Annotated in this window: 16 protein-coding genes; 5 read left to right on the top strand and 11 right to left on the bottom strand. The window is 73.9% G+C overall.

Features of this window, described 5'->3' with window-relative positions; translation table 11 throughout:
• Positions 1-62 precede the first annotated feature (62 nt).
• From GCU69_RS16570 to GCU69_RS16560, 3 genes are all read left to right on the top strand, one after another.
• Positions 63-875 carry a response regulator transcription factor gene (locus tag GCU69_RS16570; protein ID WP_235978518.1) on the top strand — a complete coding sequence of 271 codons (813 nt, stop codon included), beginning with the start codon at positions 63-65 and terminating at the stop codon, positions 873-875.
• Positions 868-1,947, top strand: coding sequence for a sensor histidine kinase (locus GCU69_RS16565; protein ID WP_156206490.1), 1,080 nt, complete (start codon positions 868-870; stop codon positions 1,945-1,947). Before GCU69_RS16570 ends, GCU69_RS16565 begins: the two co-directional genes overlap by 8 nt.
• A 411-nt stretch (positions 1,948-2,358) precedes the next feature.
• A complete protein-coding gene (locus tag GCU69_RS16560; RefSeq protein ID WP_176604589.1) occupies positions 2,359-2,625 on the top strand; it encodes a DEAD/DEAH box helicase family protein in 267 nt (88 codons plus the stop codon).
• Positions 2,626-2,813: 188 nt separating this feature from the next.
• On the opposite strand, the gene GCU69_RS16555 is transcribed toward GCU69_RS16560, so the two are convergent.
• From GCU69_RS16555 to GCU69_RS16530, 6 genes are all read right to left on the bottom strand, one after another.
• Complete coding sequence (locus tag GCU69_RS16555; RefSeq protein WP_176604588.1) at positions 2,814-3,767, bottom strand: sigma-70 family RNA polymerase sigma factor; 954 nt, start codon at positions 3,765-3,767, stop codon at positions 2,814-2,816.
• Between the two features lie 10 nt (positions 3,768-3,777).
• Positions 3,778-4,986 (bottom strand): NAD(P)/FAD-dependent oxidoreductase, encoded by a 1,209-nt coding sequence (locus GCU69_RS16550; protein ID WP_156206488.1) that lies wholly within the window; start codon positions 4,984-4,986, stop codon positions 3,778-3,780.
• Between the two features lie 520 nt (positions 4,987-5,506).
• Positions 5,507-7,837, bottom strand: coding sequence for a xanthine dehydrogenase family protein molybdopterin-binding subunit (locus GCU69_RS16545; protein WP_156206487.1), 2,331 nt, complete (start codon positions 7,835-7,837; stop codon positions 5,507-5,509).
• Positions 7,834-8,826: an FAD binding domain-containing protein gene (locus tag GCU69_RS16540; protein ID WP_156206486.1), complete on the bottom strand. Its 993-nt coding sequence runs from the start codon at positions 8,824-8,826 to the stop codon at positions 7,834-7,836. Before GCU69_RS16540 ends, GCU69_RS16545 begins: the two co-directional genes overlap by 4 nt.
• Positions 8,826-9,380: a (2Fe-2S)-binding protein gene (locus GCU69_RS16535; RefSeq protein ID WP_235978517.1), complete on the bottom strand. Its 555-nt coding sequence runs from the start codon at positions 9,378-9,380 to the stop codon at positions 8,826-8,828. Before GCU69_RS16535 ends, GCU69_RS16540 begins: the two co-directional genes overlap by 1 nt.
• A 132-nt stretch (positions 9,381-9,512) precedes the next feature.
• Complete coding sequence (locus GCU69_RS16530; RefSeq protein ID WP_098750801.1) at positions 9,513-10,235, bottom strand: TetR/AcrR family transcriptional regulator; 723 nt, start codon at positions 10,233-10,235, stop codon at positions 9,513-9,515.
• Positions 10,236-10,533: 298 nt separating this feature from the next.
• On the opposite strand from GCU69_RS16530, the gene GCU69_RS16525 reads away from it, so the two are divergent.
• Both GCU69_RS16525 and GCU69_RS16520 read left to right on the top strand, forming a co-directional pair.
• A complete protein-coding gene (locus GCU69_RS16525; RefSeq protein ID WP_098750802.1) occupies positions 10,534-12,081 on the top strand; it encodes an NAD(P)-binding domain-containing protein in 1,548 nt (515 codons plus the stop codon).
• Positions 12,074-13,546 (top strand): class I adenylate-forming enzyme family protein, encoded by a 1,473-nt coding sequence (locus GCU69_RS16520; RefSeq protein ID WP_156206483.1) that lies wholly within the window; start codon positions 12,074-12,076, stop codon positions 13,544-13,546. The genes GCU69_RS16525 and GCU69_RS16520 overlap by 8 nt, the downstream gene beginning before the upstream one ends.
• Before the next feature lie 147 nt (positions 13,547-13,693).
• Here the strand turns inward: GCU69_RS16520 and GCU69_RS16515 are convergent, their stop codons facing one another.
• Genes GCU69_RS16515 through GCU69_RS16495 form a run of 5 tightly spaced genes read right to left on the bottom strand, consistent with a single transcriptional unit; the run spans position 13,694 to position 19,602 of the window.
• Positions 13,694-15,271, bottom strand: coding sequence for an MFS transporter (locus GCU69_RS16515; RefSeq protein WP_098750804.1), 1,578 nt, complete (start codon positions 15,269-15,271; stop codon positions 13,694-13,696).
• The gene (locus tag GCU69_RS16510) at positions 15,268-15,519 is read right to left on the bottom strand and encodes a hypothetical protein (RefSeq protein ID WP_156206482.1); all 252 of its coding nucleotides are present in this window, start codon (positions 15,517-15,519) and stop codon (positions 15,268-15,270) included. The genes GCU69_RS16515 and GCU69_RS16510 overlap by 4 nt, the downstream gene beginning before the upstream one ends.
• Positions 15,516-16,910, bottom strand: a complete 1,395-nt coding sequence (locus GCU69_RS16505; protein ID WP_156206481.1) for a cytochrome P450 — start codon at positions 16,908-16,910, stop codon at positions 15,516-15,518. Before GCU69_RS16505 ends, GCU69_RS16510 begins: the two co-directional genes overlap by 4 nt.
• On the bottom strand, positions 16,904-18,019 hold the full coding sequence (locus GCU69_RS16500) for an alpha-hydroxy acid oxidase (protein ID WP_408055815.1): 1,116 nt from the start codon (positions 18,017-18,019) through the stop codon (positions 16,904-16,906). Before GCU69_RS16500 ends, GCU69_RS16505 begins: the two co-directional genes overlap by 7 nt.
• Positions 18,016-19,602 (bottom strand): NAD(P)-binding domain-containing protein, encoded by a 1,587-nt coding sequence (locus GCU69_RS16495; RefSeq protein ID WP_156206480.1) that lies wholly within the window; start codon positions 19,600-19,602, stop codon positions 18,016-18,018. Before GCU69_RS16495 ends, GCU69_RS16500 begins: the two co-directional genes overlap by 4 nt.
• Positions 19,603-19,618 lie beyond the last annotated feature (16 nt).

The following is a 19,618-nucleotide window of genomic DNA, read 5'->3' as shown; positions in this document are numbered from 1 at the left end:
GTGTCCGGTGTGCACGCGTCTCGCATACGTCGGCGATATGTGGTGCTGCTTAGGCTTCGGACATGCGCGTACTGATCGTGGAGGACGAGCCCTACCTGGCCGAAGCCGTCCGTGACGGCCTGCGGCTGGAGGCCATCGCCGCCGACATCGCCGGCGACGGCGACTGCGCCCTGGAACTGCTCGGCGTCAACTCCTACGACCTCGCGGTCCTCGACCGCGACATCCCCGGCCCCTCCGGCGACGACGTCGCCCGGCGCATCGTCGCCTCCGGCAGCGGCATCCCGATCCTCATGCTCACCGCTGCCGACCGCATCGACGACAAGGCTTCCGGGTTCGGCCTCGGCGCCGACGACTACCTCACCAAACCGTTCGACCTGCGGGAACTCGTCCTGCGGCTGCGGGCGCTCGACCGCAGGCGCGCGTACGCCCGGCCGCCGGTCCGCGAGATCGCCGGCCTGCGGCTCGATCCCTTCCGCCGGGAGGTCTTCCGCGACGGGCGCTATGTCGCGCTCACCCGCAAACAGTTCGCCGTGCTGGAGGTCCTCGTCGCCGCCGAGGGCGGGGTCGTGAGCGCCGAAGAGCTGCTGGAACGAGCCTGGGACGAGAACGCCGACCCGCTCACCAACGCCGTGCGCATCACCGTCTCCGCGCTGCGCAAGCGGCTCGGCGAACCATGGATCATCGCCACGGTCCCCGGCGTCGGCTACCGGATCGACACCGGCGGGGAGGCCACCGGCCCCGGCCCCGGCCCCGGCAGGGAGGTGACCGCCCCTGGCGGAGACGTGACAGCCCCGGGCAGAGACGTCGCAAGCCCCGGCAGGGAGGCCGCCGCCCCCGGCAGAGACGCGGCCGGCCCCGGCGGCGCGCGTGCATAGGCGCCCGGGGCTCAGCGCCCGGCTGAAACTCACCCTCAGTTACGCCGGGTTCCTCGCCGTCGCCGGTGCTCTCCTGCTGGCCGTGGTGTGGGTGTTCCTGCTGCGCTACGTACCCGACAACCCCAAGGGCCTCCTCGGAATCGCGCCCAACCGCTACCTCCTGGTGCGCATCTTCGCCCCCGCCGCGGCCGTGGCGATGCTCGGCCTGCTCGTGTTCGGCCTCGTGGGAGGATGGATCCTCGCCGGCCGGATGCTCGCACCGCTCACCCAGGTCACGGACGCGGCACGGATGGCCGGCGACGGGTCGCTGTCCCACCGGATCCGTATGACGGGCCGCCGGGACGAATTCCGCGAACTCGCCGACACGTTCGACGCGATGCTGGAACAACTCGAGTCGCACGTCGCCGAGCATCAGAGGTTCGCGGCGAACGCCTCCCACGAACTGCGCACCCCGCTGGCCATCTCGCGGACGCTGCTCGACGTCGCCCGCGAGGACCCCGGGCGGGACCGGGAGGAGTTCGTCGAACGCCTGCGGGCGGTCAATACGCGGGCGATCGACCTCACCGAGGCCCTCCTGCTGCTCAGCCGCAGCGACCGCGGGAACTTCGCCCGCGAGAGCGTCGACCTCTCCCTGATCGCCGAGGAAGCCGCCGAAACCCTGCTGCCCCTCGCCGAACAGCGCCGGATCACGCTCGACGTCACGGGCGGGCCGACACGGACCAGCGGCTCCGCGGAACTCCTGCTGCGGATGGTGACGAACCTCGTCCAGAACGCGATCGTCCACAACATCCCCGCCGGCGGCACCGTGGTGGTCCACACCGAGGCGCGGGGCGACACGAGTGTGCTGCGGGTCGAGAACACGGGCTGCCCGCTCCCGGCGGAGATGGTCCCGACGCTCACCGAACCCTTCCGGCGCGGAACGGAACGGGTACGCACCGACGAGCACGCCGGCGCGGGCCTCGGCCTGGCCATCGTGCGCAGCGTCGTCCACGCCCACGACGGGACCCTCGGGCTGGCCCCCCGCCCTGCCGGCGGCCTCCGCGTCACGGTCCGGCTTCCCGGCACGCCGTAGGCATCGTTCCCGGAACCCGTCCAGCAGCCGGCCGGGCGCAACCGTCCGTATGACACGGCCGGCCGGTCGGCACACGGGACCTCGGACAGGGTGCTGCTCCGGTCCGGAAACAGCCGGCTGACCGCGCCCCGCCCGGCCGGACTCCTTCACCGGCTCGCCGAGGGCCCCTTCCGCGCTCCCGTCCCTCCCGCCGCCCGGCCGTGCCGGACGACCGGGGACTGTCCCGCGAGTGCGCGGCGCAGCGCAGGAATTCCGTGGCTGTTCCCCGGCGTGCCGCCGGCCGTCCCCGCCGCCGCAGGGCGTTCAACGACCGGCTCCCGCGCCGCGGCACCAGACCGGGCGGCCGCGGACAGCAGCCCTCATCGCACTCGCCGCCGAACCATCCCGCCGGTCCGGGCCGGGCTGCTGGATGTGTCTGTCCGCGCCGCACGCAGGCGGGCCCGCCACGCCCGGGGCGACCGGAGCCCCCGCCTCACGCCACAGGTCTTCTTCGTCCGCAACATCGGGTTCTGTCAGCCCGCCGCTGCCCGACGGATCAGCTTCCAGGAGTCGCCGGCGTTCGAGCGGGTCCACGAACAGAGCTGTCGGCGGTTCGGCTACGAACGCGTCGACGTCCCGGCCGGTGAAGTGGCCGTCCGGGCGGCGATGATCGCGGACACCATCTCGCGGCTCGCGTGACGCGTGTCCCAACAGCCGTACCCGGTACCGGGAGGTGCCCCCTCGGGCCGGACGCGGCAGGGGCCTCAAGGGCGACCTCGCCTCGGACACCTCGATTCCGGAAGCCCCGTTTCCCCAACCCCCTTTCCGGAACCCCCGTTTTCCGAAACCCCCACCGCGCCCGTCGTGGACCCGTCCCGCGGGCCGTTTCACCACTGGCTGATGAGCGGCGCGTCCGGCTCGTGCTGCCGCCAGGCTTCGGTGAGGCGGACGAGGCGGGCGGGGGCGGCGATGCTGCGTACGGTCGCGATCTTGCCGCCCGCGATGTCGAACGTGACGGCGCCGATGACCTGGTCGCCGATCACGAAGAGGAGGGCGGGGGCGCCGTTGACGCACTCGTAGTGCACCGCGGGTGTGCCGCCCGCGAACCGCCGCTTGGCGGGTGTGGGCTTGAAGCCCGCCCGTACGACGGCGGCGATGCGACGCGGAGTGTCGTACCGCAGCAGTGTCCTGGTCCGGCCCGCGCCGTCGGAGACCGCGGTCGCGTCGTCGGTGAGCAGCGCCACCAGGCGTTCGGTGCGGCCCGAGGAGGCGGCTTCGAGGAACTCCTCGACGACCTTGCGGGCGGCTGCCGCGTCGGCTTCGCCGCCGTGGCGGCGGGCGGCGGTGATGCGGCGCCGGGCCCGGTGGAGGTGCTGCTGGCTCGCGGACTCGGTGATGTCGAGGATCCCGGCGATCTCGGAGTGGCTGTCGGAGAACGCTTCGCGCAGGACGTAGACGGCCCGTTCCACGGGTGACAGGCGCTCCATGAGCGTCAGCAGGGCCAGGGAGACCGATTCGCGCTGCTCGGCGGTGCCGGCCGGGCCGAGCATCGGGTCGCCGTCGAGGAGCGGTTCGGGCAGCCAGGTGCCGACGGTGCGTTCCCGGCGGGCCCGTGCCGAGCGAAGCCGGTCCAGGCACAGGTTGGTGACGACCTTGGTCAGCCAGGCCTCCGGCAGCTTGATCCGCTGCCGGTCGGCGGCCTGCCAGTGCAGGAACGCGTCCTGTACGGCGTCCTCGGCGTCGGCGGCCGAGCCCAGCAGCCGGTAGGCCAGCGAGGCCAGCCGGTTCCGGCTGGCCTCGAACCGGCTGGTGTCGAAGCGATCGGTGGCGGTGCTGTCCACGGGGATCACCTTAGGCGGCTGCGCGACCGCTGTTCTCAGCGGACGCATCCGGCGCGGCTGCCAGGCGGCGCTTGCGCTGGGGCAGGCCGAAGGTCGGGTGCGAGGTGCCCCACAGCGACCCCTTCTCGATGGCCGCCTTGATCCGCGCGGCCTTCCGCCCGCCCAGGTACTTCGGCTTCGGCTGCCCTGTGCCGTCGAACGACTGCCACAGCCCGTCCCGCCGCCCGAGGCTGACGGCGTTGTGCCGGTGGACCAGCTTGACGTTCGCGATCTCGCGGCCGGTCAGGCGCCCCACGATCGCCTCGACGGCCTGCCGGCCCGTAAAACCGGCCGAGCCGCAGGACATCGGCAGCGGGCGGCCGTTGTCCCCGACAGCGTGGACACTGTCGCCGATGGCGTAGACGTCCGGGTGCGAGACGGACCGCATGGTGCGGTCCACGACGATCCGGCCGCTGCCGGTGACCTCCAGCCCGCCGGCGGCCGCGACGGGGCCGACCGCGAACCCGCCCGTCCACACGGTCGCGTCGGAGGCAAGGGCGCTGCCGTCGGCGCAGAGCACCCGCGCCGCTTCGACGGCCTCGACGCCGGTGTGCTCCAGGACGGTGATGCCGAGGCGGTCGCACGCCCGGCGCAGGTGGCCGCGGGCTCCGGCGGAGAGCCGGGCGCCCAGCTCGTCGCGGGCGATCAGCGTCACCGACAGGCCGGGCCGGGACTCGGCGATCTCGGTGGCGGTCTCGATGCCGGTCAGCCCGTCGCCGACGACCACCACACTCCCGCCTCCGCCCCGCCCGCCCAGCCCGTCCAGGCGTTCGCGCAGACCCAGCGCCGAGGGCCGGGCTGCGACGTCGAAGGCGTGCTCCGCTGCGCCGGGGACGCTGTGGGAGGCGCCGCGGCTGCCGAGCGCGTAGAGAAGCGTGTCGTAACCGAGTTCGCCGCCGCCGGCCGCGTCGGCGATGGCGACGGCCCGGCGCTCGGGGTCGACGGCGGTGACACGGGCCACGCGCACTTGGATCCCCGTGCCCGCGAAGACGTCGACGAGCTGCGGTGCCTCGATGTCCCGGCCGGCCGCCAGCTGGTGCAGCCGCAGCCGCTGGACGAAGTCGGGCACGGCGTTGACCACGGTGATCTCGGTGTCGGCCGGGGACAGCCGGCGGGCCAGGTTCCCGGCCGCGTAGGCCCCGGCATAGCCGGCGCCGAGGACGACGATGCGGTGCTTCATGGTGTCGCTCCTGTCGGTTCGCTCCGCTCTTCGTGAGTTGAGCGGGACAGCGCCCCGATCCCTGACAGGAACGGCATGTGGTCTGCGTCACAGGTGGCAGGGATGCCGCCCGGCGGTGCTCGCGACGCCGAGGCGGCGCAGCGGCAGACCGAGTGGTCGCTCTGCCTCCACGGACAGCCGTCGGACGGTTCTGGTTGGCTCAGGGGACCGTTTTCCAGCAGGTGGGCGAGCCGGAGAGGATCGCGTCGGTATCGTCCAACTGCCGGGGAATCTCGCGCGCGGAGCATGGCGACGCTTCTGCATGCCCATGCGCTGCCGCTCGGCAGCAGCCGGTGCACGGTCAGGGACTTCCGGGTCGCCTGTCGTCGGCCACACGTTCGCAGCAGGACCGTTCAGGCGCTGACACCGCCCGGCCCGACGGCGCCCGACGACGCTCCGGCCGGTCCCGGGGCGCGTCGTCCGGGGACGCGGGGCCGGGGCCGGGCACGGGGGGCGTCGTACGGGCCGGGCCGGGGGCTGCTCAGAGCAGCCGGTCCGGTGTCAGCGGCAGGTCCCGGACCCGGACGCCCGTGGCGTGGTGAACGGCGTTGGCCACGGCCGCCGCCACGCCGGTGATGCCGACCTCGCCCAGACCGAGGAGCCCGAGCGGTGTGGTCGGGTCGGGTTCGTCGAGGTACTCGATCCCGATCGGGGGGATGTCGGCGTGCACGGGGATCTGGTATTCGCCGAGGCCCGGGTTCATGACGCGGCCGGTGCGGGGATCGACCAGGGTCTCCTCGGACAGTGCCGCGCCGATGCCCATGATGATGCCTCCGCGCAACTGGCTGCGGGCGGTCTTGGCGTTGATGACCCGGCCCACGTCGAACACGCCGAGCCAGCGCGTCACGCGCGTCTCGCCGGTGTCGGAATCGACGCGGACCTCGCAGAAGTGCGCACCGGTGGCGGCGCGCACCCAGCGGCGGCGGTCCCGCAGCATGCCGGTCATGAACCTGGCCTGCCCCAGGGCCCGCCCGGCCCGTGAGTCCGCACCGGTGCGGCCCTCGACCTCGGGCACGCCGGCCCGGGTCAGGATCGCGGCGTACGTCTCGCCGCCGTCCGGTGCGCCGGCCGGGAAGAGCCGGCCCCGGCCGGCCCGTACGTCGCGGAACCGGTGCCGGTGCAGTGGAGAGGCGGCGTCGCGGCGCGCGAGCCGGAGCACGGAGCGCTTCACGTCCTCGCAGGCGGCCAGCACCGCGGCGGCGACGCTCGCGGTCTGCCCCGATCCGCCGGCCATGGGCCCGGTCCGGAAGTCCGTGTCACCGTGCTCGACGGTGACGGCCGACACCGGTACGCCGAGCGCGTCCGCCACGATCTGGCTCTGCGCGGTGGAGGCGCCCACCCCGACTTCGTGGAAGGCGCAGCGCAGCAGCACGCTGCCGTCCGAGCGCAGCCGTACGGACACGTCCGCGGGGAACCGGGCGGGCATGTGGAACGCGGTGGCGACGCCCCAGCCGACGAGGAAGCGCCCGTCGCGCATCGAGCGCGGCTCGGCGTCGCGGCGCGCCCAGCCGAACCGCTCCGCGCCCAGGGCGTAGGCGCCGCGCAGGTCGCGGCGGGAGAAGGGCTTTCCGCCGAGCGGGTCGCGGTCGGGTTCGTTGCGCATTCTCAGCTCGACGGGGTCCATGCCGAGTTCCACGGCCAGCTCGTCCATCGCGGACTCGACGGCGAAGCTGCCGACCGCCTCGCCCGGCGCCCGCATGAACGTGTTGGGCACGACGTCGAGGGTGGCGGCCTTGTGGCCGACCAGCAGGTTCGGGGTCGCGTACAGGTGCCGCGACTGGGAGCTGAAGGGCTCCGTGGTGCCGCCCGCCCGGCCGGTCCGGGAGACGCCGGTGTGAACGAGCGTGGTGAGCGTCCCGTCGCGGCCGGCTCCGAGGGCGACGCGCTGGACGGTCGGGGTGCGGCCGCCGACGGTGCGGTAGACGCTCTCGCGGGTCAGCGCCATCCGTACCGCGCGCCCGGTGGCCCGGGCCGCGAGGACGGTGAGCAGGGTCCCGGCCCACACCGAGCCCTTGCCGCCGAAGCCGCCGCCGACATGCTCGGCCAGCACCCGAATCCCGCTCGGCGGCACGCCGAAGCACCGGGCGAGATGGCGCCGGGTCCAGTCCAGGCTCTGGGAACTGTCGTGCACCGTCAGCCGGTCGCCGTCCCACACCGCCGTGGTGGCGTGCGGCTCGATGGCGTTGTGGTTCTGGGCGGGCGTGGTGTAGCGCCGGTCCACCGTGACCGGGGCGGTGGCGAGCGCGCCCTCCGCGTCGCCCTTGCGGGCGTCGCCGGGGGCGATGAAGGACTTCGGCAGCGGTTCGGCGCTGTCCTGCGCGGCGGCGAAATCCGTCACGGCCGGGGTTTCCCGGTAACGGAACTCGACGAGCCGAGCGGCGGCCTGCGCGGCCTCGAGGGTCTCGGCGATGACGACGGCGACGGGCTGGCCGTTCCACGCGACCTCGTCGGTGCCCAGGTAGTTCACGGACGTGCCGGGCACCAGGGTGCTGAGGTCCAGCATGCTCACCGGGCGGGGCGGCGTCATCCGCGGGGCGTTGAGGTGGGTGAGGACGGCGATCACCCCGTCGGCGGCCTCGGCGGCGCCGGTGTCGACGGCCGTGATGCGGCCGCGGGCGATCGTCGCGTGGACCAGTGTCCCGTGGGCGAGCCGCGGGTGCGGGTGCTCGGCGGCGTAGCGGACGGCGCCGGAGGTCTTGGCGGCGCCGTCGACCCGGTCCACCGGGCGGCCGACGGCGGGCCCCGCGCCGGTCTGCGTCCCGTCGTCCGCCGGCCGCTGCCGGGGGCGCCTCGTCTCCGGAGCCTGTGTCATGCCGTACTCCCCTCGGTGAGCCCGCGCAGGGCCGCGACGACCGCGCGCCGCGCCAGCTCGATCTTGAACGTGTTCTGCGGAAGGCCCACGGCGGGCGCGAGTTCGGCGGCGGCCGCCGCGCGGAAGGACTCCTCACCGGCGGGCGCGCCGGTCAGCACCCGTTCCGCCTCCCGGGCCCGCCACGGCTTCGGTGCGACACCGCCGAGCGCGATCCGGACGCCGCTGACGACCCCGTCGGTGACCTCGATCGCCGCGGCGACCGAGACCAGCGCGAACGCGAAGGAGGCCCGGTCCCGCACCTTGCGGTACGCGGAGGCGGCGGCGACCGCGGACGGCGGCAGCTCCACCGCGGTGATCAGCTCGTCCGCCGCCAGCACCGTGTCCCGCTGCGGGGTCTCGCCGGGCAGCCGGTGCAGCTCGGCGAGCGGGATCCGGCGGCTGCCGCGCACGCTCCGTACGTCGGCGACGGCGTCCAGCGCGACGAGCGCGACGGCCATGTCGGAGGGGTGTGTCGCGACACAGTGCTCACCGGCGCCGAGTACCGCGGCGTTGCGGTGGAATCCGCCGATCGCGTCGCAGCCGGTGCCCGGCTCCCGCTTGTTGCACCCGGCGGTGTGGTCGGTGAAGTACAGGCAGCGGGTGCGCTGCAGCAGGTTGCCGCCGACCGTGGCCATGTTGCGGACCTGCCCGGACGCGCCCGCGAGCAGTGCCTGCGACAGCACCGGCCACCGTTCGCGGACCAGCGGGTGCACCGCGAGGCGGCTGTTGCGGACGAGCGCGCCGATCCGCAGGCCGCCTCCGGGCAGTTCCTCGACGGTGTCCAGGGGGAGCCCGAAGATGTCGATGAGCGCCGCGGGGCGCTCGACGTCCTGGCGCATCAGGTCCACGAGGTTGGTGCCGCCGCCGAGGAACCGGGCACCGGGCCGCTCCGCGATCGCGCGCAGGCTCGCGTCGACGTCGGGCGGGCGCACATAGGTGAACGGCCGCATCACAGCACCGCCTCGGACGCGTCCGCGGCCCCGGCCGTCCCGGTGGCCGCGGCGGCGTCCCGGATCGCGTCGGCGATGCCCTCGTAGGCGCCGCAGCGGCAGAGGTTGCCGCTCATCCGCTCCTTGATCTCGGGGTCGGACAGTGCGATCCGCGGGCCGGCGGCCGCGTGGCGCGGGGTGGCCGCGCTCGGTGCGCCCGCGCGGTGTTCGGCCAGCATGCCGAGCGCGGAGCAGATCTGCCCGGAGGTGCAGTAGCCGCACTGGAATCCGTCGAAGCGCACGAACGCCCGCTGGAGCGGGTGCGGTTCCTCCGGTGTGCCGATGCCCTCGATGGTGGTGATCCGGCGGCCGTCGTACTGCACGGCCAGCGCCAGACAGGCCACGATGCGCTCGCCGTCGGCGAGTACGGTGCACGCCCCGCAGGCGCCTTGGTTGCAGCCCTTCTTGGTGCCGGTCAGGCCGAGTTGTTCGCGCAGCGCGTCGAGCAGGCTCGTCCGCGGATCGAGCCCGACCCGGTGCGGTGTCCCGTTCACGTGCAGGTCAATGACGGCCACGAGGTCTCCGATCTGGGGGGTGTGGATTCGCCCACGGAGATAGGAGAACACCGTTCTCATAAAAAGAGAACGGTGTTGCCCTATGGTTTCGTGTTCTTGCCCGGGAGGACGGGGAGCGAGCCGGACGGCTCGTCAGCCGAGCGGGTCCCCGCCGGACTCCGGCGCACCGTGACGGTGCCGCAGCCCGGTGAGATGCACCTGGAGGAACCGGCGCAGGGCCGCGCTGAAATCGACGGCACAGAAACGGTCGGCCCGGCCGGGCAGGGGCCGTTCGCCGTAGAGCCGCACGAGCACGGGCGGCGGGTGGGCCGCCTGCCACAGCCCGGCCGCCGCGATGCCGCCCGCCGTCAGCAGTTCGGCGCAGTCGTCCCGGCTCACCGTCCGCAGCACCCGGTGCAGAGCGTCGGCCACGTCGTCGATCGCCCGCCAGGTGGCCTTCTTGAAGCTGCGCGCGGCGTCGAGCGAGACGTTGCGCTCCAGGATGAGGGGCGCGTAGGCCAGCAGCTGGCACAGCAGGGGCCGCTCGGCGATCGAGTCCACGACCGTCTCCGCCACCAGGTCCTCGCCGAGCCGCCCGGCGCCGTCCGGCTCCCGCAGCGCGTCCAGCCGCTCCACCACCCGGGGGGCCCAGACCTGCCACTCCTCCTCGGCCAGCCGCAGGAAGATCTCCTCGCGGGTGCCGAAGTACTTCAGCAGCGCCGACTTGTGCATGCCGACCCGGCCGGCGATGTCCCCCAGGGACACCTCGCCGACCCCGTCCCGCTCGGCCAGCTCACGGGCGGCGTCCAGGATGGCGCGGTACCGCTGCTGCTTCTGCGCGGGCTGACGTGCGCGGACGAAAGCGGCGCCTTTCATACTCACGGCGCAACTGTAGCCCGCGGGGCCGGGCGGGAAGCCCCGGGCCGGTTCCGGGCCGGGGCCGGTCCGGGCCAGGAGGAGTCCGGGGGGATCGGTCCGGGCCAGGAGGAGCCCGGTGCCGGGGCGGTCGCCGGGCCCGCCCCGCCCCGCCCCGGCTCGGCGGCGCGGACGGCAAGGGGGCGTGCGACGACGCCGAGTTCGCCGAAGCCGCCGCCCCAACCGTCCCCGCCCGACCGGAGTGAGCCCGGCCGGCAATCTCAGAGCCCTCTGAGTTTGCGCCGCTAGCGTCCGGCCCATGGTGCGTGACTACATCGTCATCGGGGCCGGACCGGCCGGACTACAACTTGCCGCTCTGCTGGAGCGCGACGGGCGCGACTACGTCGTCCTGGAACGGGGGAGCGGACCGGGGACGTTCTTCACCCGCTTTCCCCGGCATCGGCAGCTGATATCGATCAACAAGGTGCACACCGGTTGCACCGATCCGGAACTCAACCTCCGGATGGACTGGAACTCCCTGCTCAGCGACGTACCGGAGCTGACCTTCACCCGCCGCACCGAACGCTACTTCCCGCAGGCCGACGACCTGGTGCGCTATCTGGCCGAGTTCGCGGAGCGCACCGGTGTCCGCGCCGAGTACGACACGGAGGCCGTCCGCATCTCCCGCGAGGACGACGCCTTCACCGTCCTCGACGCCGCCGGACGCACGTGGCGCGCCCGGCGGCTGATCGTGGCGACCGGCGTCTCCCGGCTCAACGAGCCGCCGATCCCCGGCATCGAACTCGCCGAGCGGTACGACACCTTCGACACCGACCCGGCGTCCTTCACCGACCAGCGGGTGCTGGTCATCGGCAAGGGGAACTCCGCGTTCGAGACCGCCGACGCCCTCATGGAGAAGGCCGCGGTCATCCACGTCGCCGGCCCGCACTCGGTGAAATTCGCCTGGCAGACCCACTTCGTCGGGCATCTGCGCGCCGTCAACAACAACTTCCTCGACAGCTACCAGCTCAAGTCGCAGAACGCCGTTCTCGACGGCACCGTGGAGAGCGTGGAGAAGGCCGGGGAGGGCGGCGGCTTCCGGGTGATGTTCCGCTACGCCCGGACCACGGAGCGGCTCCGCGAACTGCGCTACGACCGCGTCATCCTGTGCGCCGGCTTCCGCTTCGACGCGTCCGTCTTCGACGAGACCTGCCGCCCCGCGCTCGTCATCGACGACCGGTTCCCCGAGCAGACCTCCGCCTTCGAGTCGGTCAACGTACCGGGCCTCTACTTCGCCGGCACGCTGACGCAGCAGCGGGACTTCAAGAAGTCCACCAACGGTTTCATCCACGGCTACCGCTACGGAGCGCGCGCCCTGCACCGCATCCTCGGCTCCCGCCACGACGGCACGCCCTGGCCCGCCCGGCAGCTCACCGCCGATCCCGGGTCGATCGCCGACGCCGTCATCGAGCGGGTCAACCGCTCCTCGGGCCTCTGGCAGGGTTTCGGGTTCCTCGGCGACGTGGTCGGCGTAGACGGCCACCGGGCCCTGTACCAGGAGGAGGTGCCGCTCGACTACGTCACCGACGGCGGCCTCGGGCCCTGCCCGCACCGGTTCGTCACCGATCTGGAGTACGGACCCGGGCACGACCACGCCGACCCGTTCGACGTCAGCGTGCCGCGCGTCGTCGAGAACGACGTCGACCACGCCATGGACGCCACGTATCTCCATCCCGTCGTCCGCCACTACCGGGACGGTGTGCTCGCCGGCACCCACCATCTGGCGGAGAACCTGGAGAACGACTGGGACATCCCCGGGGTCCACCGGCAGCCGCTCACCGCGTTCGTGAAGGAGTGCCTTGGCTGAGCAGTTTCCCGGCGGCGTGCTGGACATCCTCGAAGCGGCCGGCGGCCGCCCGGTGTTCGAGCACGCCGGCCGGACCGTCACGGGAGCCGGACTGCTCGGCACGGTGCGGCGCGCGGCGAACGGCCTGCGGCAGCACGGCGCCGGACCCGGCGACGGCGTCGCCCTGCTGCTGGGGGCCGGCCCGGAGGCGTTCGCCGCCGTCGTCGCCGCCCATGTCACCGGGGCCCGCGTCGTCGGCGTGCGGCCGGGGCTGACCGAACGCCAGCGGGACCACCTGCTGCGGGACGTCCGGATCACGGTCACCGACAGGCCCGGTGCCATTTCCACCGCCCCGCCCGGCGGTACGGGGGGCCGCCGGGCCGGGCGTGTCCTCGCGCTGGACGACCTGCTGTCGGCGCCGGACGACGGCACCCGGCCGCGCGTCACCGCCCGCCCGGAGGACGTCGCCCGCCTCATCCACACCAGTGGCAGCACCGGAGTCCCCAAGGCATGCGCCCAGACCTACGCGGCGATGACCGCGGGCTGGGCGCACCGGCCGGACGCCTGGCCGCCCGCCGTCCGCGAACTCGCCGGACGCCTGGACCGCTTCCTGGTGTCCGGCACGCTGGCCAGCCAGGTGATGATGGAGTACGGGCTGCTGGCCCTCGCCGCCGGCGGCACCCTCGTCACGGCGGACCCGCCGGTCTTCCCCGACGCCCTCGTGCGGCACCGGGCGACCGCGTGCGTCATGCCGGTGGCCCGGCTGGTGAAGCTGGTGGCGAGCGTGCGCGAGTCGCCCGCGGACCTCGGCGGTCTGCGCGCGCTCATGGTCTCCGGGTCGCCGCTGGAGCCGGGGCGCTTCCGGGAGGCCGCCGAAGTGCTCGGCCCGGTCGTCTTCCACGGCTACGGACAGACCGAGACCGGCATGATCTCCATGGCCACCCCGGAGGACCCGCCCGGTTCCCTCGGGGTGCCGCCCGTCGAACTGGAGGTCCGGGACGCCTCCGGCCGTCCGGTGCCGCCCGGCACGGACGGCGAGCTGTTCGTCCGGACCCCGGCGCAGAGCTGCGGCTACTGGCGGGAACCGCAGCTCACCGCCGAGGTGTTCACCGACGGCTGGGTGCGCACCCGCGATCTCGGCCGCCTCGACGGCTCGGGACGGCTGTGGCTCACCGGCCGGACCCGTGACGTCGTCATCGTGAACGCCAACGTGCACTACACGGGCCCCGTCGAGCGGCTGCTCGCCGGCCATCCGTCGGTGGCCGAGGCGTATGTCGTCGCCGTCCCCGACGACAGCACGGGCGAGGCCGTCCACGCGTTCGTGGTGCCCACGGAGGGGCACACCCCGGAACTCGCCGAGCTGCGGGCCCTGGCGGCGGCGGAACTGGGGGAGGCCTGCGCCCCGACCCGCCTCACGCTGCTCGACGAGGTGCCGCTGACCCCCGCCGGGAAGCCCGACAAACGGCGCCTCGCCGCAGGCGGCTAGCGGATCGCGCGCCGGGGGACCGGTGCCATCCCGGGCCCGCGGGGTGGCACCGGTCCCTTCAGTGGCTGTCGGCCGCGACGGGCAGCGCGACCGTGTCCGACCCGGCCGCGGAACCGGTGGCGAGTGACGCGCCGTTGACGCCGCCGCTCATGCCGTGTCCTCCGTGCCCGGTGCGGGCGTTGCCGTGGTGGTCTTCTCGGCGGGAACGGCTTCGCCGCGCACCAGATCGTCGAGTTCGGCGTTCAGCCGGGCGGTGTTTCCGGGATGCCCGGCAGCGGCCCGCGGGTTGCTGCCCCGGACGGCGACGGCGACCCCCGCGACGGCCATGGGGAGCGCGACGAACACCGCGGCGGTGCGCATGCCTCCCGGCGCGGAGAGGACCAGTGCGATGAGGGGCGGCCCGAAGGCCCCGCCGGATTTGCCGACCGCCGCGGCCCAGCCGCCGGCGGTCCCCCGGATGGCCAGGGGGTAGATCTCGGCCGTGTAGGGGCCGATGAGTGCGATCACCCCGGCCGTGCCGGCGAACAGCAGCATCACGGCGGTCAGGAGCACGGGCCGGCTGCCGTCCGTCCCGACGGCGGCCAGAGCGAGCAGCGCCGCGACGGTGAGGCCCGCGTAGAGGACCATGGTGCCCCGCGCCGACCAGCGCATGTAGAGCCAGGCGGCCACCACGCAGGTGGGGATGGACAACAGGGACGAGACGAACAGCAGGGTGGCGGCGGACATGCCGCCCCGGCCGGAGGACTCCAGCTGGCTGGGCAGGAAGGTGATGAAGCCCCAGTAGACGAGGCCCCACGCCAGTGCGTAGCCGCTGACGACCAGCGTCTTGGCCGCCTGGGGGCGTTGGAACAGGGTGGCGGCGGGGACGCGCCCGGCTTGTGAGCGCAGGGCCGTGAAGGCGGCCGATTCCGGGATCCAGCGGTTCAGCGCGATCAGGACCAGGACCAGCGGAAGCTGGGCGAACCACAGGACGCGCCACCCGGTCAGCGGGACGAGCACCGCGGCCAGTCCGGCGGCCGCCATGTAGCCGCCCGTGGTGGTCAGGCCGGCCTGGAGCACCATGATGGCGGCGCGCCGGCCGGGCGGCAGGCTCTCGGTCATCAGGGCGTAGACGACGGGCAGCATGCCTCCGGCGGCCATTCCCATCAGGGCGCACATCACGAGGATGCCGCCGAAAGTGGGCATGGCTCCGCACACGGTCGTACCGAGGAAGAGCAGGGACGCGATGAGGATCGTGGCCCTGCGGCCGATGTGGTCCGCGGCGCGGCCCCCGACCAGTGAGCCCACGACCGTGCCGCTCAGTGCCACCGTGGGCAGCCACGCGACCTCGGCGGCGCCGAGATGGAACTCGGTGCGCATGCCGGGCTGGATGAACGCCAGAGTGGCGGGCTTCATCTGGTCGACCATCAGCGCGAAGCTCAGAATGGCGATGAGGCGGTGCCGGTGCGCCGTGGCCGTCCGGGCTGCCGGAGCGGGAGCGGCCGCGGGACCCGCCCCGGGAGGCTGCACGACCGCGAACCCGGAGATCACGACGCCCACGACGATGGCGGCCATGGCGGCCCACATCACCCCGGACGTGCCCATCATGGCCATGTGGAAGCCCATGGACGCCGACTCGACGAACATCCACAGGTGCTGGGCGACGCCGGCGCAGGTCAGGGCGACACCGGTCCAGAACATCAGGGGCCGGGGTATCAGCGCGGCCGGCCGCGCGGGAACGGTCAAGTCCCCACCGCCGACGGGTCCGCCACCGATGGGTCCGCCACCGACGGGTCCGCCACCGACGGGTCCGCCACCGACAGGCCCGCCACCGACGGGCCCGCCACCGACAGGTCCGGCGCCGCGCCCGCGGGCAGCTCGCCGACGACGGGCGGCCGCCCGTCCGGTCGCGGCCGCCCGTTCACACCCCGGCGGACCACCGGGACCACCACGGCCCCGGGGAACAACGCGGGGCCGGGCTCCGTGGGTGTCATCCGTTTCCTCTTTCCGGGTGGGGGACCGGGCAGCGCCCGGCCCGCTGGTCCTCGAAGTGGCGTGCCGCCGGACGCAGCCGGCGGGCGTGCAGCACCATGACCGTGCCGAGCACCAGCTGGCGCACGCCCCGGGTGACGTCCTCCACCCCGTCCCGCAGCCGGACGAACCTCCGCAGCGCGCGCAGGCGGCGCGGCGCGGGGGGCAGGCCGCGCGGGATCAGCAGGCACGGCGCCCGGTGCGGACTGGAGCGGGTGTGCGAGGCCGTGGAGTCCAGCCGGAACCGGCCCAGTACCTCGCGGACCGCGGCGCGCAGCGCGATCGGCGACAGCCGCCAGGCCGGGCAGGGCCGGTTCGCCGCCACGCCGTACGGGATGTGGTGGGCGTCCTTGGCGGCCGGCGCGGCCCAGCGGTCGGGGTCGAACACCTCGGGCCGTTCGTACCCGGTGGCGTGGTAGCCGGGGTAGCTGAAGCACACCACGGAGCCTGCCGGCAGCACGGTCGCGTCGCCCTCGCCGTCGCTGCCGCCGTCGCCGAGCGGGATCGCGCCGGTGGTGATGCGGTGGGCGATGCCGAACAGCGGGTACAGCCGCATGGTCTCGTCGAGCACCCGGTTGAGGTACCGGTCGTCCTCGGGGGCCGACGCCAGGCGGTGCTGCACTTCCGGGTGGCGGGCGAGGGCGAGCAGGACGTGCGCGGTCGCCTCGGACAGCTGTACGACCGCGGTGTTGAAGAAGGTGCCCTGCAGGTAGTGCACCTGCTCCGGCAGCGACAGGGACTCAGGCAGCCGGTGCGGTACGTCGCCGGCCGCGACCCGCTCGTGCAGATAGGCCGTCAGCCGGGCCCGCCGCCGCGGGTGCCGCAACCCGGTGCACTTCAGGGCGGTGATCACGTCGTCGGCGTGCGCCGTGATCAGGTCCCTGGCGTGCGGCGGACACGGCTCCCGGAAGACCAGCTCGTACGCGAACGCCGCCCACGCCGGCATCACCAGGTCCCGCAGCCGTACCAGGCTGATCCGGGAGTCCGGCAGCGTGTCGAGCACACCGGCGACGGCGCGAACGGCCGCCGCCGTGAGGCCGGCCGAGCTGCCCGCGACGATGCGGCGGGTCGCCGCGGCCACGTCCTCGTAGCGCTCGCCGGGCTCCAGGTGCTCCTGGTGCACCTCCGGGCCCGGCGCCAGCCAGTACCAGAACAGGTCGGACAGGCCCGCGCCCTCGCTGCGGCCGTTCGCGGCCGGGTGGGCGTAGACCCGCTCGAACACCTCCGGTCCGTGTTCGGCGCTCGGCAGGGTCACCGCCCGGTCGCCGTTGACCTTCTCGAAGATGCGCACGCGCAGCGCCACCACGCCGCGCGGCAGCCACCAGGTGGCCGTCTCCGGCCGGCTTTTCACCACGTCCCACCCTTCCGGACGACCATGTCGGCCGTCAGATCGGCGTTCCGGCGCCCGCCGCAGAGGGCGAGCGTGTGGTCGTACTCCTCGCGCAACGCCGCCAGGACCCGCCGCACCCCGGTCTCCCCCTCGGCGGCCAGGCCCCACACCACCGGGCGTCCCACACCGGCGGCGGCCGCGCCCAGGGCGAGCGCCACGGCGACGTCGCTGCCCCGGCGCACCCCGCCGTCGAGCAGGACCGGCACCCGGCCCGCGACCGCACCGGCGACCGCGGGCAGGCAGTCGAGGGCCGCGGGGACCGCGTCGCACTGGCGGCCCCCGTGGTTGGAGACGATCACCCCGGCGGCGCCGTGCTCGACGGCCAGCCGGGCGTCGTCCGGGTGCAGGACTCCCTTGAGCAGTACGGGGAGCGAGGTGCCGCGCAGGGTCTCGGTGAGGTCGGGCCAGCGGGCCGCCGGGGACATGGGGATGTCGGTGAGCGCGTCCGGCCCGGTGCCGGGCAGCCCGCGCATGTTCTCCGCGGCGTATCCGGGCGGCAGGTCGGTGAAGCCGTTGCGCAGGTCCCTGGTGTGCCGGCCGAACACCGGCGAGTCGACGGTGACCACCAGGGCCGTGCAGCCCGCGTCCTCGGCGCGCCGGACCAGTGCGGCGGTGACCTCCCGGCGGGGGTGCGGATACAGCTGGAACCACACCGCCGGGTCGGGGGCCGCTTCCCGGGCCGCCGCGACCACGTCGCGCACCGCGGTGGTCGCGGCCGTGCCCGTCACCAGGACGGCGCCCTCGGCCGCGGCGGCACGCGCCGTGGCCCGCTCGCCGTCCCGGTGCACCAGCCGGTGGAAGGCGGTCGGTGCGACGAGAACCGGTGCCGTCCGCGGGGCGCCCGGCAGTGCGGCGGAGGTGTCGCGTGTCCCGCTGCCGCGCAGCACCCTGGGCAGCAGCGCGTACCGGTCGAACGCCCGCTCGTTGTCGGCGAGGACGCGTTCCTCGCCCGCGCCGCCCGCCACGTAGTCGTAGCGGACCGGATCGAGCGTCTTGCGCGCCGTCTCGTGCAGTGCGCGCAGGGCAGTCCCGGGGAGGGCAGTCCCGCGGAGCGCGGGCCCGGGGAGCGTCACGGTGCCACCGGGGCGCCGACGTCGCCGGCCGGGCTCCGCTGCGCGTCGAGGAAAGCGGCCAGCGGGGCGCGGTGGAACTCCTCGCTGTCCCACTCGTTCTCCAGGTTCTCCGTGAGGTGGTGCTCGGCGGTGAACGCGCCGTGCCGGTACCAGCGGACGACCGGATGCAGATAGCGGCCGTCCAGGCCGGCCACGTCCTGCTGGGACTTGCGGCCCGCGGAGACGTCGAAGGGATCCACCCGGTCGTGGTCCGCCCCGTACTCCAGGGTGATCACCGCGTGGGCGTCGACCGGGCCGAAGTCCCCGGCGTCCACCGCTTCGGGAACATGGCCGACCGGCACCTCCTCGGCGTAGGCCATCGACCCGTCCGGGGCGAGCAGCAGCAGGTCGCCGAGGACGCCGAACTGCTGCCACAGCGCGGAGGACCGGTTGACGCGGGTGATCACCGCGTCGACGGCCCGCTCCGTGGCGTCCCCCAGTTCCGTCACCGGCCACGGCACTCCGTCGTGGCGCTGCCGCAGCACGCGGTACAGGGCGCGGACCGAGTAGCGGAACCCGTGGATGAAGCCGGTCGTGGCCTTGCGGAAGTCACGGCCCTGCGTCAGCGTCCCGGCGAAGTACAGGCCGGGCACGTTGACCGATTCGTCGGCGGCCGTCACGGCCGGGAAACGGCCGTCGACGATCCGGTCCGGCACACAGGTGCCGTCGAAGATCGAGGGGTCGAAGCGGAAACCGGTCGCGACGATCACCCGGTCGTAGCGGAGGTCCTTCACCACTTCGTCGACCCGCTCGAAGGCGACCGGCACGTGATAGCCGTCCGGCTCGCGCCGGACGGCGAGCACCCGGCCGTCGAGGAGCGCGTTCTGCGACTTCAGCTGGTAGCTGTCCAGGAAGTTGTTGTTCACCGCCCGCAGGTGGCCGACGTAGTGCGACTGCCAGGCCAGCCGCAGCGACCCGGAGCCGACGACATGGATGACCGCCGCCGTTTCCATCAGCGAGTCGGCCGTCTCGAAGGCGGAGTTGCCCCGCCCGATGATGAGCACCCGCTGACCGGTGAAGGACTCCGGAGCGGGATCGAACGTGTCGTAGCGTTCGGCCAGTTCGATGCCGGGGACGGACGGCAGGTGCGGCAGCGGCACGCCGGTGGCGACGATCACCCGCCGCGCCCGCCACTCCTGTCCGCCGCGGCCGGTGACGGTGAAGCCCCCGGCGTCGCGGGAGACCTTCTCCACCGCGGTGTCGTACCGGACGCGCGCCCCGGTCCGGGCGGCGAAGTCCGCGAGATAGCGCACCATGTCGTCGGCCGGCGGGAAGTAGCGCCGGCTGTAGCGGGTGAACAGCAGTTCCGGATCGTCGCTCAGCAGGGAGTTCCAGTCCATCCGCAGCCGCAGCTCCGGATCCTCGTACCCGGTGTGCACCTTGTTGGTCGAGATCAGTTGGCGGTGGCGGGGGAAGCGGGTGAAGAACGCGCCCGGACCGCTGCCGCGCTCCAGGACGACGTAGTCCGCACCGTCACGCTCCAGAAGGGCGGCGAGCTGCAGCCCCGCGGGCCCCGCTCCGATGATCAGATAGTCGTGAGCCATGGCCGGGAAGCTATCC

The organism is Streptomyces lycii, assembly GCF_009735685.1.
Lineage (GTDB): Bacteria > Actinomycetota > Actinomycetes > Streptomycetales > Streptomycetaceae > Streptomyces > Streptomyces lycii.
This window is presented reverse-complemented; position numbering and strand designations above follow the sequence as displayed.

Excerpts from the sequence above, each read along its gene's own strand:
- GCU69_RS16530 (WP_098750801.1), bottom strand. The coding sequence starts at position 10,235 with ATGAAAGGCGCCGCTTTCGTCCGCGCACGTCAGCCCGCGCAGAAGCAG.
- GCU69_RS16550 (WP_156206488.1), bottom strand. The coding sequence starts at position 4,986 with ATGAAGCACCGCATCGTCGTCCTCGGCGCCGGCTATGCCGGGGCCTAC.
- GCU69_RS16540 (WP_156206486.1), bottom strand. The coding sequence starts at position 8,826 with ATGCGGCCGTTCACCTATGTGCGCCCGCCCGACGTCGACGCGAGCCTG.
- GCU69_RS16510 (WP_156206482.1), bottom strand. The coding sequence starts at position 15,519 with ATGACACCCACGGAGCCCGGCCCCGCGTTGTTCCCCGGGGCCGTGGTG.
- GCU69_RS16545 (WP_156206487.1), bottom strand. The coding sequence starts at position 7,837 with ATGACACAGGCTCCGGAGACGAGGCGCCCCCGGCAGCGGCCGGCGGAC.
- GCU69_RS16525 (WP_098750802.1), top strand. The coding sequence starts at position 10,534 with ATGGTGCGTGACTACATCGTCATCGGGGCCGGACCGGCCGGACTACAA.
- GCU69_RS16495 (WP_156206480.1), bottom strand. The coding sequence starts at position 19,602 with ATGGCTCACGACTATCTGATCATCGGAGCGGGGCCCGCGGGGCTGCAG.
- GCU69_RS16570 (WP_235978518.1), top strand. The coding sequence starts at position 63 with ATGCGCGTACTGATCGTGGAGGACGAGCCCTACCTGGCCGAAGCCGTC.